This window comes from Nannocystis bainbridge (genome assembly GCF_028368995.1).
Taxonomy (GTDB): Bacteria; Myxococcota_A; Polyangia; order Nannocystales; family Nannocystaceae; genus Nannocystis; species Nannocystis bainbridge.
In genome coordinates this window covers 1030752-1044390 of the sequence record NZ_JAQNDL010000003.1, presented here as the reverse complement: position 1 = coordinate 1044390, position 13639 = coordinate 1030752, and the positions used below count along the sequence as shown (strand labels likewise).

General features: G+C 73.5%; 12 protein-coding genes. 10 read left to right on the top strand and 2 right to left on the bottom strand.

Translation table 11 applies throughout. The features are described 5' to 3' along the window. Window positions 1-4: 4 nt before the first annotated feature. Window positions 5-949 (bottom strand): LysR family transcriptional regulator, encoded by a 945-nt coding sequence (locus POL25_RS29465; protein ID WP_272089574.1) that lies wholly within the window; start codon window positions 947-949, stop codon window positions 5-7. A 98-nt stretch (window positions 950-1047) separates the two neighbouring features. Here POL25_RS29465 and POL25_RS29460 point away from each other — a divergent pair, with 98 nt between their 5' ends. From POL25_RS29460 to POL25_RS29430, 7 genes are all read left to right on the top strand, one after another. Then, window positions 1048-2280, top strand: coding sequence for an MFS transporter (locus POL25_RS29460; RefSeq protein WP_373372120.1), 1233 nt, complete (start codon window positions 1048-1050; stop codon window positions 2278-2280). 797 nt (window positions 2281-3077) lie between these two features. Then, window positions 3078-4424, top strand: coding sequence for a DUF1552 domain-containing protein (locus tag POL25_RS29455; protein WP_272089572.1), 1347 nt, complete (start codon window positions 3078-3080; stop codon window positions 4422-4424). Next, window positions 4421-6148, top strand: a complete 1728-nt coding sequence (locus POL25_RS29450) for a DUF1588 domain-containing protein (RefSeq protein ID WP_272089571.1) — start codon at window positions 4421-4423, stop codon at window positions 6146-6148. Before POL25_RS29455 ends, POL25_RS29450 begins: the two co-directional genes overlap by 4 nt. A gap of 141 nt (window positions 6149-6289) precedes the next feature. Then, on the top strand, window positions 6290-6700 hold the full coding sequence (locus POL25_RS29445) for a hypothetical protein (RefSeq protein ID WP_272089570.1): 411 nt from the start codon (window positions 6290-6292) through the stop codon (window positions 6698-6700). Window positions 6701-6754: 54 nt separating this feature from the next. Further along, on the top strand, window positions 6755-7849 hold the full coding sequence (locus POL25_RS29440; protein ID WP_272089569.1) for a hypothetical protein: 1095 nt from the start codon (window positions 6755-6757) through the stop codon (window positions 7847-7849). Window positions 7850-8024: 175 nt separating this feature from the next. Next, window positions 8025-8651: an RNA polymerase sigma factor gene (locus tag POL25_RS29435; RefSeq protein WP_272089568.1), complete on the top strand. Its 627-nt coding sequence runs from the start codon at window positions 8025-8027 to the stop codon at window positions 8649-8651. 11 nt (window positions 8652-8662) lie between these two features. Next, entirely contained in the window at window positions 8663-10018 is a 1356-nt protein-coding gene (locus POL25_RS29430) for a tetratricopeptide repeat protein (RefSeq protein WP_272089567.1), read from the top strand. Window positions 10019-10064: 46 nt separating this feature from the next. Here POL25_RS29430 and POL25_RS29425 read toward each other — a convergent pair whose 3' ends face one another. Continuing rightward, window positions 10065-10862: an N-acyl homoserine lactonase family protein gene (locus tag POL25_RS29425; protein ID WP_272089566.1), complete on the bottom strand. Its 798-nt coding sequence runs from the start codon at window positions 10860-10862 to the stop codon at window positions 10065-10067. Between the two features lie 109 nt (window positions 10863-10971). On the opposite strand from POL25_RS29425, the gene POL25_RS29420 reads away from it, so the two are divergent. The 3 genes from POL25_RS29420 (at window position 10972) to POL25_RS29410 (ending at window position 13564) form a co-directional block, all read left to right on the top strand. After that, window positions 10972-11382, top strand: a complete 411-nt coding sequence (locus POL25_RS29420; protein WP_272089565.1) for a hypothetical protein — start codon at window positions 10972-10974, stop codon at window positions 11380-11382. A gap of 253 nt (window positions 11383-11635) precedes the next feature. After that, the gene (locus POL25_RS29415) at window positions 11636-12580 is read left to right on the top strand and encodes a hypothetical protein (RefSeq protein WP_272089564.1); all 945 of its coding nucleotides are present in this window, start codon (window positions 11636-11638) and stop codon (window positions 12578-12580) included. Window positions 12581-12988: 408 nt separating this feature from the next. Continuing rightward, a complete protein-coding gene (locus POL25_RS29410) occupies window positions 12989-13564 on the top strand; it encodes an ExbD/TolR family protein (RefSeq protein WP_272089563.1) in 576 nt (191 codons plus the stop codon). The last annotated feature ends 75 nt before the right edge of the window (window positions 13565-13639 follow it).

Sequence of the window (13639 nt, the reverse complement as noted above, 5' to 3'; positions counted from 1 at the left end):
CGTGTCAGCGCGCTCGGCGGCGATCGTCGGCCAGCAGCTCGGGCACCGCCGCGCGCATCGTCGCCACGAAGCGCAGCAGCCGCGACGGGTAGAAGCGGGCCTGCGGGTACGTCAGGTACACCGGCAGCGGCGGCGCCTGCCAGCGCGGGGCCACGTGCAGCAGGCGGCCCTGCGCCAGGTCCTGCGTCAGCAGCCACGCCGAGCCGACGCACACGCCGAGGCCCTCGAGCGCCGCGCTGCGCAGGGCGAACAGGCTGTCGGTGCTGAAGCGCGGACGGATCCGCAGGCGCCGCGTCTCGCCGGTGCGCGCGTGCGTCAGGGCCACCTCGCTGAGATAGAACGTGCGCAGCGCCAGCCACGGCAGGGCCGCCAGGTCGTCCGGGTCCTCCGGCGGGGCGCCGGCGGCGGCGATCAGCGACGGCGCGGCGACGACGATGCGCGGCACCTCCGACAGCTTGACGGCGATGACCGCGGGGTCGGCCGGCTCGCCGACCTGGATCGCGCAATCGATGCCGGCGGCGATGAAGTCCCGCACCTCGTCGCGCAGCAGCCACTCGACCGCGACGCGCGGGTGCTCGCGCAGGAACGCGGCCATCGGCGCGACGAACCGGTCCTGGCCGAAGGCGTGGGGCATGGCGACCCGCAGCGTGCCCTCCGGCTCCTCCTGCGCGCCGCGCAGGTCGGCCTCGAACGCGGCCCAGCTGGCCAGCAGCTCCTTGGCGCGCTGAAAGCAGCGCTCGCCGTCGACGGTCAGGCGCATCACGTGGGTGGTGCGCTGCAGCAGGCGCACACCGAGCGAGCGCTCGAGCAGCTTGAGGCGGCGGCTGACCGTCGGCTGGGTGGTCCGCAGCTGAGCCGCGGCGGCCGACAGGCTGCCCGCCTCGACGATCCGCACGAAGGTCTCCATGAGCTGCAGGCGGTCGCCGGTCTGGGCCTCCGAGGCGGTCATACGCCGAGCGTATAACCGATGTGCGGCCGTCATGCCTACCACCGCCGGGCTCGGGCTTGCACACTGCGGCTCGCCCTCGGGAACGAGGTCCACCCGCCATGACGACCATGCAAGAAACGAATGCCATCCTGCCCGCCCGGGCCGCCCCGGAGCGGGCTGCGCCGGCGCTGACGCCCGCGCTGACCGGGCTGCTGGCGGCGGGGGCGGGCCTGAGCGTGGCCTCGCTGTACTACAGCCAGCCGATCCTCGGCTCGCTGGGCGCCGATATGGGCGCCTCGCCGGGCGCGCTGGCGCTGGTGCCGACGCTGACGCAGCTCGGCTACGCGCTGGGCCTGCTGCTGCTGGCGCCGCTGGGCGACCGGTTCGACCGCCGCCACCTCATCCTCGGCAAGACCTCGGCCCTGGCCGCGGCGCTGCTGGTGGCCGCCGGGGCGCCGACGATCGGCGTGCTGCAGGTCGCCGGCCTGGCCATCGGCGTCGCCGCCACGATGGCGCAGGACATCGTGCCCGCGGCGGCCTCGCTGGCGCCCGAGGCCCGCCGCGGCAAGGTCGTCGGCACGGTGATGACGGGGCTGCTGCTCGGCATCCTGCTGTCGCGGGTGGTCAGCGGCTTCGTCGCCGAGCATTTCCACTGGCGGGCGATGTTCGTGGCCGCGGCCGCCAGCGTCGCCGCGATCGGCGTGACGGTGTGGGCCCGGCTGCCCGCGTCGGCGCCGACGACCCGCCTCGGCTACGGTCGCTTGCTCGGCTCGCTGGCCGCGCTGTGGCGCCGCCACCCGGCGCTGCGGCGCGCGACCCTGGCCCAGGGGCTGCTGTGCGTCGGCTTCAGCGCGTTCTGGTCGACCCTGGCGGTGATGCTGCACGCAGCGCCGTTCCACCTCGGCAGCACGGCCGCCGGCGCGTTCGGCCTGGCCGGCGCCGCCGGAGCCCTGGCCGCGCCGATCGCCGGCAAGCTGGCCGACCGCCGCGGCCCGGAGCCGGTCACGCGTATCGGCGCAGGCGTGGCAGTGGCCGCGTTCGTGGCGATGACGGCAGGCCCGCTGCTGTCACCGCCAGGTCAGCTGATCCTGCTGGCGCTCGGGGCCCTCGGCTTCGACCTCGGGGTGCAAGCGACTTCGATCGCCCACCAGACGATCGTGTACGGCATCGACCCGGGAGCGCGCAGCCGGCTCAACGCGGTGCTGCTGTCAGGGATGTTCCTCGGGATGGCGGCCGGGGCGGCGCTCGGCGGGGTGCTGCTGGCAGCGTGGGGCTGGCAAGGGGTGACAGGGCTGGGGGCGGTGGCGGGGCTCGGGGCGCTGGCGGTGCGGCTTTGGCCGGCTCGGCGGTGACACGGGAGAGGCGCGTCCTCGGTGATTCGCGCCGGCCGCTGCGGCCGGGTGCTTGCTCTCAAGCTGCGCCTGCTCGCAGCTGGCGCGGCTTGTTGATGCGAGGCCGAATGCTCGGCGCTCCGGGTCCCCTGGACGCAGCGGGCAATGGTCATACGCCATAGCGCGCGTCGAGCGGGTCGGGCAGGGCGTTCGGCGGCGGCTCCTACGAATGGACGAGAGCCGCTCGTCGCATCGCGAGGTGCGGGCGCGGTCCGACGCCGGGCGCGCGCTCGGGTAAGTCGGTCAACGAGGTCGAGCGGTCTCGATGAGGGTGATGATCTCGGGGGTCGTGCCAGTGACGCGCGGCTCGACGTCGAGCCGCAGGCAGTCGAGCCGATGCGGTGCGGAGGCTCGGCTTTTGCCGATGCAGCACGCAGGTTCTCGCTCGCCGATGCGGCCGCTCGAGCGTCGCGCCTGGCTCGCGCTCCTCCGGCCCACGGCAGAGCTCGCCGCAGCAATTGGCGCGGGGCCGCGCGGCCCGGGCGCGGTCTCGCCCTTCGATTTTTTTCATCCACCTCGCCGCCCCTGCGCCACAGGGGGAGAGAGGCGTCGCCCGGTCGCGCGGGCAGGGCAGCATGAACTTTACGACATGAACTTTACGACATGACCCTCGAGTCAGCTGACTCGAGGCGACCTTGCGGCGCCGGCCGGGCGGCGCCTGGTCGCGCGTCCATGCCGCCCTGCCGGGCCTCGATCTCCAGTCACTCTCCTTGTCGAACATCGCGGAGGAACGCATGCACCGATCGCAGCAACGACTGATGCGCCGCACCTTTTTGCAGGCGCTGGGGCTCGGCATCGCCGCCCCGCTCGCGGCCAAGATGTCCCGTCTGGCCGTCGCCGGCCCTGGCGACCGGCCCAAGCGCCTCTTCATCTTCTACGTGCCGCACGGCATGCCGCCCGAGCACCTGATGCCGTACGGCGAGGGCGAGACCTTCCTGCAGGGCTCGAACGTGCTGAGCCCGCTCATGCCGTACCGCGACCGCGTCGCCGTCGTCCGCGGCCTGTCGATGAACGGCGGGATCTCCAACCACGTCGCCATCCGCGCCACCTTGACCGGCTTCGCCGAGGGTGAGGGCAGCAACTCGATCGATCACCTGATCGCCGACGGCATGGGCGTCACCCCGCACGTGCTCGGCGCCATCCCGTACGACAAGGGGGCCGGCTTCTACAGCGACTGTTACCTCGTCAAGCACGGCTCGTGGGTGCGGCCGATCGAGAGCCCGGTCGAGGCCGTCACGCAGCTGTTCCAGGGCGTCGGTCCGGCGCCGATGCCGATGCCTGGCGTCGACGAGAACAAGTTCCGCGCGGCGACACTGGGCCTGACCGAGGGCGAGATCGAGGCGATGCAGGGGGTGGTGTCGGGGCTGACGCGCGAGGAGAACAAGCTCGCGCTGCACCTCGACGCCATCCGCAACCTCAAGGCCAAGGCCTCGGGCGAGGGCCCGCCGCCGCCGATGGTCAGCTGCGACAGCAAGCCGGCGCTGCCGGCCGTCGAGGCGGTCGCCGGGCTCGACCCGCTCAACCAGAGCTTCTTCGGCAAGATCCTCGACGCCCACCTCGAGGCCAGCGCCCACGCCTTCGTGTGCGGCTCGGCGCGGGTCATCACCCTGCAGAACATGTGGGTCAACGCCGGCCTCAACTTCGGCTTCGAGGGCGGCCCGGGGATCGCCAAGGGGCACCACGACCCGGTCTCGCACTCGTGGGACGGCGCCGGCCGGGCCGAGTTCGCGCAGTGCCAGAAGTGGTTCTTCGAGCGGCTCGCCAGCAAGTTCCTGGCGGTGCTCGACCAGCCCGACCCGCTCGACCTCGAGGACCCGACGCGCACGGTGCTCGACAACAGCCTGGTCTATGTGTGCAGCGAGGTGTCCGACGGCGCCAATCACAACTCCGATCATTCGGACGTGTGGATCGACGGCCAGCCGGTCAGCTCGAGCCTGCCGGCGATCCTGATCGGCGGCGGCGGTGGTTACCTCAAGACCCGGCGGGTGGTCCAGGTCGATCGCAGTCACATCGACATGCTCGCGACCCTCGCCGACGCGATGGACGTCCCGCTCGGCTCGATCGGTGGTCAGTCGGTCTCTGCGATCCAGGAGCTCAAGGCATGACACGCATCGACCTCTCCTCCCGACATCTGTACCTCGCGCTCGGCCTGGCCTTCGGGACAGGTTGTCCGAGCAGCGGCGGCGGCGCCGGCACCGACTCCGACCCCGGCGGCAGCGACACCGAGACCGGCGGCACCGCGGGCGTGCCGACCACCGGCGACGATCCGACCGCCGGCACCAGCGACACCGGCGACGATCCGCCGCCGATCAACCCGTCCGGCCGCTGCGAGCAGTCGCGCCTGGGCGCGCGGGTGCTGCGGCGCCTGTCGCAGGTCGAGCTCGAGAGCACGCTGCGCGACATCTTCCCCGAGATCGAGGCGACGTGGTCCGGGGTGGCGCTGGGCATCGATCCGGCGTCGAAGCACGGGTTCACCAACGACGCCGCGACGCTGCTGGTCGGCGACCAGACCGCGAAGGAGTGGCTCGCCACCGCCGAGGCCGTCGGCGACGCCGTCACCGCGCCCGCGGTGCTGTCGACGATCTTGCCGTGCGCGGCCCAGAAGCCCGACTCGGCCTGCGCCGCCGAGTTCATCGGCAAGTACGGCGAGCGGCTGTTCCGCCGCCCGCTCAGCGGCGACGAGCGCGGGCGCTACGAGGCGCATTTCGCCGGCATCGCCGCCGAGGTCGCGTTCCCGATCGCGCTGAAGTGGACCCTCGTCGGCCTGATCCAGTCACCGCACGCCGTGTACCGCAGCGAGCTCGGCGAGCCGGTCGACGGCGGTCACGCGCTGACGCCCTACGAGGTCGCGACCGCGCTCGCGTACACCTACGGCGGCAGCACCCCGAGCCCGGAGCTGCTGGCGAAGGCCGAGCAGGGCGCGCTGGCGACCCCGGAGGCGCGCATGGCCGAGGCCGAGGCGCTGCTGGCGACCGCGCGCGGCAAGGGCGTGCTGCACCTGTTCTTCCGCCAGTGGGCCAAGTACCCGCAGGTCGAGAGCAAGGTGAAGATCGACATCGCCGGGTTCGACGGCATCCGCATGCGCATGATCGACGAGACGCGGCGCTTCGTCGACGAGGTGGTGTTCGCCCAGGACGGCGACGTGCGGGCCCTGCTGACGGCGTCGTTCACGGTGCTCGACGCGACGCTGTCGCAGTTCTACGGCTTCGGCCAGATCGCCGGCGAGAGCGTCGTCGTCGAGCGGCCGGACGACTGGGGCATCGGCCTGTTGGCCCAGGGCTCGGTGCTCGCGGGCCAGGCCCACGCCGACAGCTCGTCGCCGACCAAGCGCGGCCTGCTGGTCTACGACCGCCTGCTGTGCGGCCCGCACATCCCGCCGCCGATGAACATCCCGGCCATCGATCCGCCGATGCCCGGCGCGCAGACCACCCGCGAGCGCTACGAGGTCGCCCACGCCGGCGATCCCGCCTGCCAGTCGTGTCATCAGTACTTCGACCCGATCGGCTTCGGCTTCGAGCACTTCGATCAAGCGGGCCGCTACCGCGCCGACGAGAACGGGCTGACGATCGACGCCACCGGCCAGGCGGTCGACTCGAAGCTGGTGCCGCTCGTCACCTTCGACGGCCTCACCGACATGGCGAGCAAGCTGGCCGAGCTGCCGCAGACCACCGACTGCGTCAGCGGCCTGCTCGCCAACTTCGCCTACGGCGTCGAGGAGAACTGCCTCGCCGAGGAGGCCCGCACCGCCCTGCAGGAGGGCGAGCTCGGCCTGCGCGAGTTCTACGTGCAGCTGGCCGCGAGCGAGCACTTCGTCCGCCGCGCGGAGTGAGACGGCGCGGGAGCGAGACGCAGCGCGGCGCGAGTGAGGCGTCGCGCTGCGTCGATCGTGGTGATGCGTGAGTGCGGCATCGAGTCGTGCGGCGCGGCTGCGCGCCGTTGCTTGCTCGCGGCTGGCCCGCTAGAAGAGGGCATGCGCGCCGCTCGCTCTCGTAGCCGCTCTCGCATCGCTCTGCTCGGCCTCGCGCTCGGGCTCGGCTGTCGCGGCGAGGGCGAGGTCTTCGAGCTCGCGGGCGGCGAGCCGGCTGACGGTCGCTGCGGCCTCGTCGTCGTCGAAGCCGCCCCCGCGCTCACTGTCGCGCGCCTGCTCACCAGCGACTGGGAGAGCGGCTCCTGCTACGAGTTCACGATCACCAACACCAGCGCCGCGCGGGCCGCCTGGTGGGTCCAGCTCGCCAGCGATGCCGCCGTCGTCGATCGCTGGAATCACGCCGCCACCGACCTCGGCGGCGGCCTCTCCGAGTGGCGGGGGATCTCCGAGTCCTACAACATCGAGCTCGACCCGCAGGGCGTCGCCGTCGTCGGCGCCTGCCTGGAGTGCTGACCCGCCGCGCCCCGGCTGGTCCCCGCTGACCGGGCGGGATACAACTTGCCCCCTGTGGTCGCCGTCCCTCTGGCCCTCGCGCTCGTCGTCGGCGAACCGTCGCCCGCGAGCGCCCCGGGCCCGGCCGCCGAGGTCACGGAGGCGCCGCAGATCGCCGTCGGCGTGATCGAGGCCGGCCGCATCGACGCCGTCGCCGTCGCCCAGGCCCTGCGCGGTCACCTCGCCGATCTCGGCGTCGGCCCGGCGGTCGAGGTCCGCCCGGCGGCCGCGCTCGCCGACCAACTCGTGTGGGCCCGCGAGCGCCTGGCCGGGGGCGCCGGCGCGGTCGTGTGGGTCGAGGCCGCGGGGCAGGGCAGCGCCGTCTACTTGCTGCTCGGCGCGCCCGAGCGGCTCTACACGCGCCACCTCGACACGCCCGACGATCCGCTCGAGACGCGGGAGATCCTCGGCGTGGTGATCCGCGGCCTCGTCGCCTCGCTGGCGACCCGCGAGGCGCCGCTCGACATGGAGGTGCTCGCCGTGCCGGTCGAGGCGCCGCCGCCCGTGGCCCCGGAGCCTGCCCCGGCCCCCGTCGCGCCCGCGCCGAAGCCCGCGCCTGCGCCTGCCGTGCGGCTCCTGCTCGGCTTCGGGTACGTCGGCTCGAGCTACGCCGCGCAGCTGCCGTGGGCCAGCGGTCTCGGGCTCGAGCTCGGCTTGCTCGGCCGCCGCGGCCTCGTGTTCGCCGTCGGCGGCGCTGGCCTGCTGCACGCCGCGCTCACCCCGGAGCTCGGCGGGCAGCGCTTCGACGACGCTCGCCTGCGGCTCGGCCGGCTCGGCTTCGGCGTGCGGCTCGGCTATCGGATCGGGCTCGGGGCGCGTCGGCGGGTGTTCGTCGAGCCTGCCCTGGCCGGGCGCGGCGAGGCGCTGGTGTGGCGGCCGACCGCCGGCTCGCAGGCGCGCGCGGGCGCGGGGCTGCGGTTCGGCGTCGCGCCTACCCTCGGCCTCGGCTTCGAGCTCGGGCGCGGCTTCGCCCTCGTCCTCGCGGCCGGCCTCGACATCTGGCTGCGCAACTTCGACCTCGTCGCCCGCACCCCGGTCGGCACCACCCCGCTCGTGCGCCCGCCGACCCTCGGCGCCACCGCGGGCCTCGGCCTCACCTGGGTGCGCTAGGGCGGCGCAGCGAGGCCCCCGGGGGCGCGGGGCTATCCGCGCTCGGCAAGTCTGAGCTTCGCCTGGAGGCGCCAGGACGACGAAGCGAGGCCCCCGGGGCGCGCGGGGCTCCCCGGCGCCCGTGCCGTCGCTTTTTTTCATCCGCCGCCCGGCGGTCGCGCCACCCTACCGCTGATTGCTCGCCAAGGCCCCCGCACCTGCGCTCGTCGCCGTCGCCGCGGATGCTCCGTCCGACGGGACCGCCGAGCACGCCGAGGCCCGGGCCCTCGCGCGGGCCACCTCCGCCGGCGATCGCCAGGCCGCCACCACCTTCGCTCGCCGGCTGCTCCCGGTCGCGCGGCGCGTCACCCGGGCGCTGCTCGGCGCCGGCAGCGACGCCGACGACCTCTCCCAGACCGCCCTCGTCGAGCTGCTCGAGTCGGCCCGCACCTACGCCGGCCAGGGCCCGCTCGAGGCGTGGGCGCGCCGGATCACCGTGCGCGTCACCCTCCGCTGGCTGAAGCGCGGGCGTCGGCTCGCGCTCGTCAGCCACGACGAGGACGACCCCGGCAACGAGCCCCTCGAACCCGGTGACGACCTGCGCGAGCACATCCCGCGGGCCGTCGCCGACTACCTCGCCCTCCTCCCCGAGCCCCAGCGGATCGCCCTCGTGCTCCGCCACGCGCTCGACCACACCTTGCCCGAGATCGCCGAGCTGACCGGAGCCCCGGTGCCCACCGTCAAGTCGCGGGTCCTCAAGGCCGAAGAGACCCTCCGCAAGCTCATCCGCCGCGACCTCAACCTCGGCCGTCCGGCCCCGTGACGGAGCCTCCCATGCACCACGAACCCGAAGCAATCGACGACACCTCCGCGGACCGACGCTGGCGCCGACTCGTCGACGCGTCCCTCGCCGGCGACCCGCTCGCGGCCGACGACGCCGCCTTCCTCGCGGCCCACCGCGGCGACGGGGCGGCGACCCGACGCGAGCGCGAGCTGCTCGACGAGCTCCGCCGCGGCGAGCCCGAAGTCACCGCCGCCGACGACGCCATCGTCGCCGGCGCGGTCGACCGCTTCCTCGCCGGCCACCCGGCCGCGTCGGGCCCCGGCCGGCGCTCGGCCCTCGGCATCGGCCTCGGCGTCGCCTTCGCCGCGGCCGCCGCGTGGCTGCTGATCATCCGTCCTTTCGGACATGTCCCCGAGGACATGTCATCGCGCGCCGCCCAGGTCGCGCCCGGCGCGAAGCTCGACCTCGAACCACCTGTCCCAAAGGACAGAACCGCGCTCGACCTCGTCGCCCATGCCCCGAAGGACAGCCCCGGTCGAGCCGAAGCGCCTGTCTCGAAGGACATGCCCGCCGAGCTGCGCCTGCTCCGCGGCGGCGGCGGCGGCAGCGACGGCCAGGCTCCGCTCGCCCTCCACCAGCCGCTCGCCGACGGCCCGCTGCGCCTCGACGACGCCGCCTGCGTCGGCGCAACTGACCTGTTCACCGCCTGCGCCGCGGGCGAGGCCGAGCTGCGGGTGCGCGGGGCCGTCCTCGCGGTCGAGCGCGGCGACCTGCACGTCGAGGTCACGCCGGCGGCCGTCGGCGTGGTGTGGATCGAGGTCGCCGGCGTGGCGATCGTCAGCGACGGGCCGGGCGCCCTGCGAGTGATCGCGGAGCCCGAGCGCTGGCGGATCACCGCGGTCCACGGCACCCATCGCCTGCACGGCCCCGACGGCGAACGCCTGCTCGCCGAGGGCGAGACGGCCGACTCGCTGGCCCGGGCGGTCCCCGCCGCCGCCGAGCGCAGCGCTCCGGCCAAAGCGCGCCCGGCCAGCGACCCCGGGCAGCTCATCGACGAGGCCCACGCGCTGCGCGGCGCCGGCAACTACCGCGCGGCCGCCCGCATCTACCGCCGTCTGCTGCGTGAGCACGGCGACACCTCGCTGGCCCGCACCGCCCAGGTCACGCTCGGCCAGCTGTCGCTCGGCCCGCTCGGCGATCCACGCGGCGCGCTGTCGGCGTTCGACGCCTACCTGCGCGACGCCCCGCAGGGCGCCCTCGCGGAGGAGGCCCTGCACGGCCGCGTCGAGGCGCTGCACCGCCTCGGTCGCGCCACCCAGGCCGCCCAGGCCGGCGCCGAGTTCTTGCGCCGCTTCCCCCGCAGCCGTTACGCCCAGGACGTCCGCCAGCGCCTCGGCGACGGCTGAGCCGCGACCGCCTGTCCCCAGAGACAGGCCCCAGCGAAGGCGCGCGTCAGCCGTAGGCCGCCGGCGGCGCCAGGCGTGTGGCCCAGAAGTCGGGATCGTGGCCGGGCCAGACCTCGGTGCGAGGCTGGCGATCGAGCGCGTGCAGGCGCTCGATCGACCGCGCCGCGGCCGCGGCGAGGTGCGGGTGCGTGAGCTCGCCGCACGGGATCAGCGCGTCGATGTTGCGCCGCAGATCGGCGGCGTCGCAGGCGAGCACGACGGTGCCGCCGACCGGCAGCTCGACGGCGATCGATTGATGCCCGGGCGTGTGGCCGAAGGTCGGGATCGTGCGCAAACCAGCGGCGAGCTCGACCTCGCCTTCGATGAGCCGCCAGCGCAGCCCGGGGCGGTCGTAGTCGCTCTTAAAATAGCAGTGCTCGAGGGTCGCCTCGTCCATGGCGAACGCGTGCTCGCGGGCCTGAATCACGATCGGCGGGCCGCCCTCGAGGTGCCGCAAGCCGCCGCCGTGATCGCAGTGGAGATGCGAGAGCACGCAGCCCTTGAGGTCGGCGAGCGCCAGCCCGGCCGCGTCGATCTGGCGCAGCAGCGGATCGCCCTCGGGCACGCAGCCGACGGCCGCCTTGACGTAATGCGCGGCGCGCAGCGCCGGGTCGCGCAGGATGTCCGGGTTGAGGCCGGTGTCGATCAGGACCCAGCCGTCGTCGTACTCGACCGCGGCGCCGGTCACCGGCTCGAATAAATACACATCCTTCGAGCCACCGCGCAGCGACACGGCCTCGGGCACCGGCTCCCAGCCGAAGCGGAGCGCGTAGAGGCGGCGCGGCGGACCGGTGACGGCGAGCATGGCCCCTGTATGGCACACGCCCCGTCCGCGGCCAGCGCCCGGCGTCTCCGCGTCCGGCGCGGCGGCGAGCCGTGACGACCCCCGCGGATCCGCGTTACCCTCGCCCGCGATGATGCCCCGGCGCGCCCGCGCGATCCTCTGGCTCGACGGCTCCGCCGCCTGCATCGCCGGTCTCGTGGTGCTCGCGCTGCGCGGCCCGCTGGCGCAGCTGCACGCCTTTTCGCCGGCGCTCGTGGGCTTCATCGGCGCGGTCAACCTCGCCTACGCCTGCTACTCCGGCTCGCTCGCGGTCCGGGCGTCGCGCGGGCGCACCCCGTCGCGCCGCGCGATCGACCTCCTCGTGGCCGCCAACGCCGCGTGGGTCGTCGCCTGCGCCGCGATCCTGGCGACGACCGCGGGCACCGCGAGCATCTTCGGCGTCGTGCACGTCGGCTTCGAGGCGCTGTTCGTCGGCTCGCTCGCGGTGGTCGAATTTCGCGAGGTCCGGCCCTTCGCGCGCGAGCCCGGCGTCGCCGCGTGAGCCGCCGCGTAGCGAGCGTCCACCACGAGGCGCCGAACCGCTGCCGCGCGACCTCGAGTGGGGACAACAGACCGCGAGCGTGCATTCACCAGAGCGTCACGGCCGAGCCCGCCGTGCATTCGCCGGCCGTGACTGCCCATTGCCAGCGAGCCGCCATACGCACGCGAAGCCGGGGTCTTGCGAAACCTGTTTCACCGCCGACGAAGAATGCGGCGCCCATCGCCATCTCGCCGCGTGGGGTACCCTCGCGGCCATGCAACGCTCATTTCTCGTGAAGACGCCGGTGATCCTCCTGTTCGCGGCCGTGCTCGCGCCGCTCGCCTGCGGCGCCGACAAGGGCAGCGGCACGGAGACCTCCGGCGTCACGACGGACTCGACGCAGGCCACGCAGGCCACGCAGGCCACGCAGACGATGGGCACCTCGAGCGACGATTCGGTGAGCACGACCGGCACCTTCACCACGACCGGCACCGTCACGAGCGAACCGCCCGCGACCACCACGACGACCGCGCCCACCACGGAGGCCACGACCACCGGCGGCGCCGGCCAGTTCTGCCAGGAGGCCTGCGCCAGCGATACCGACTGCTTCGTCTTCGGCGAAGATGCCGGCTACACCTGTCAGGACCAGCGCTGCGTCAACGATGTCGTCACGGTCTGCTCGACCGACGAGCAATGTGACGTCATCCTCAGCGGCTGGACGATCACCTGCGCGGCCCAGGCCGATTGCGGCAACAGCTACGCCTGCGTCGCCATCGGTGACGGCGCTGGCAAGTGCGCGCCGCGGCCCAGCGACGGCGCCCCGTGCGACGTGCTGGTCGGCGAGGAGCTCCAGGTCGAACCAATCGAGGGCGGGGCGCCGGTCACGGTCTGCGGCCTGACCGAGACCCGCTGCGACGACGGGGTCTGCTTCGACCCGTGCGCGAACGGCTCGGATTGCGCGACGCAGACCGGCCACCCGGTGTGCAATCCTCGCACGCAGCGCTGCGAGTGCGGCGAAGACTCCGATTGCGCGACGTCCGGCATCGGCGGCTACGCGGTCTGCATCGCCGGCGTGTGCGGCTGCGGCCAGGACGCCGACTGCGTCGACACGCTGCGCGCCGATACGTGCGTGGAGGGGATCTGCCACTGCTCCAGCGCGGCCGCGTGCAAGGGACCGCAGGTGTTCGACGGCACGACGAAGGTCTGCGCCGGCGCGTGAGCGGTCCCGGCCGAGCCGCTGGCGCTCTTGGTGGCGCTCCGACCGGCGCCGCGAGATTTCTTCCCGGCGCGTGTAGGGTCGGCCGCGGCCCCGGCACTGTACTCACCGGAGCACGCAACGCGCCCGTACTCCTCTCGCTCGCGGCCAGGCGGGCAGGCGCCGCCCGGCGCCGTGGCCCGTGTCACGGCCCGCGAGCGGCGACGTGACACGGCTCTTGCGAAGTCGTCGCTGACGCCCGCCTGCTCCGCGGAGCGCGGTCCGGCAATTTCGACATTCATATGGTGCGCCGCGCCGGTCTCTCGATCCGGCGCGAAGGAGGATCCACGTCCATGGAGTTCATACAGCGTGTGTACCCAATCATCCGCTCTCATTGCGGTCACCCCCGCTCCGGGGCAAGGAGGTGAAGCGATGCGCAGGCGTAAAAAATTCGAAGGAGTGGAGATCGAAGCCGACCTCCTCCCGGTCATGAACGTCATGTTTTTATTAATTCCCCTCCTGCTGTCGGTGATGGAGTACGCGTCGATGTCGTCGATCAACGTCTCGCCGCCGCGCTTCTCGGCCGCCAGCGCCGAGACCAAGCCCGACGACGCGCCCCAGGACAAGCCGCTCAACCTCAAGGTCATGGTCCTCGAGGACGGCTTCCGGATCTCCGCCGACGCCCAGCAGGACGGCGCCGAGGCCGGCAAGGCGACCGATTCGAAAGCGCCGACGATCCCGCTGGCCAGGCCCGGCACGCCGCTCGGCGATTACAGCCGCTACGATTACGCGGCCCTCGAGGAGCGGGTGCAGCGCTACAAGCAGGCTTTCCCGCACGAGACGACCGTGACCATCTCCGCGGAGTCCAACATCCCGATGCAGACCATCATCGATACGATGGACACGCTCGCCGGCCGCGATTGCAAGCTGAGCAGGGCGCTCAAGGGCGAAGAGGTGCCCGCGAACTGCTATTTCTGGCAACCGGTGCTGGAGGCCGGCGCCGGCTGACCCGGCCGCCCGACGGGCGAGCAAGCCCACGGCGTCGAGACAGCGCCTGCGCATCGGCCTGATACTTGAGACATG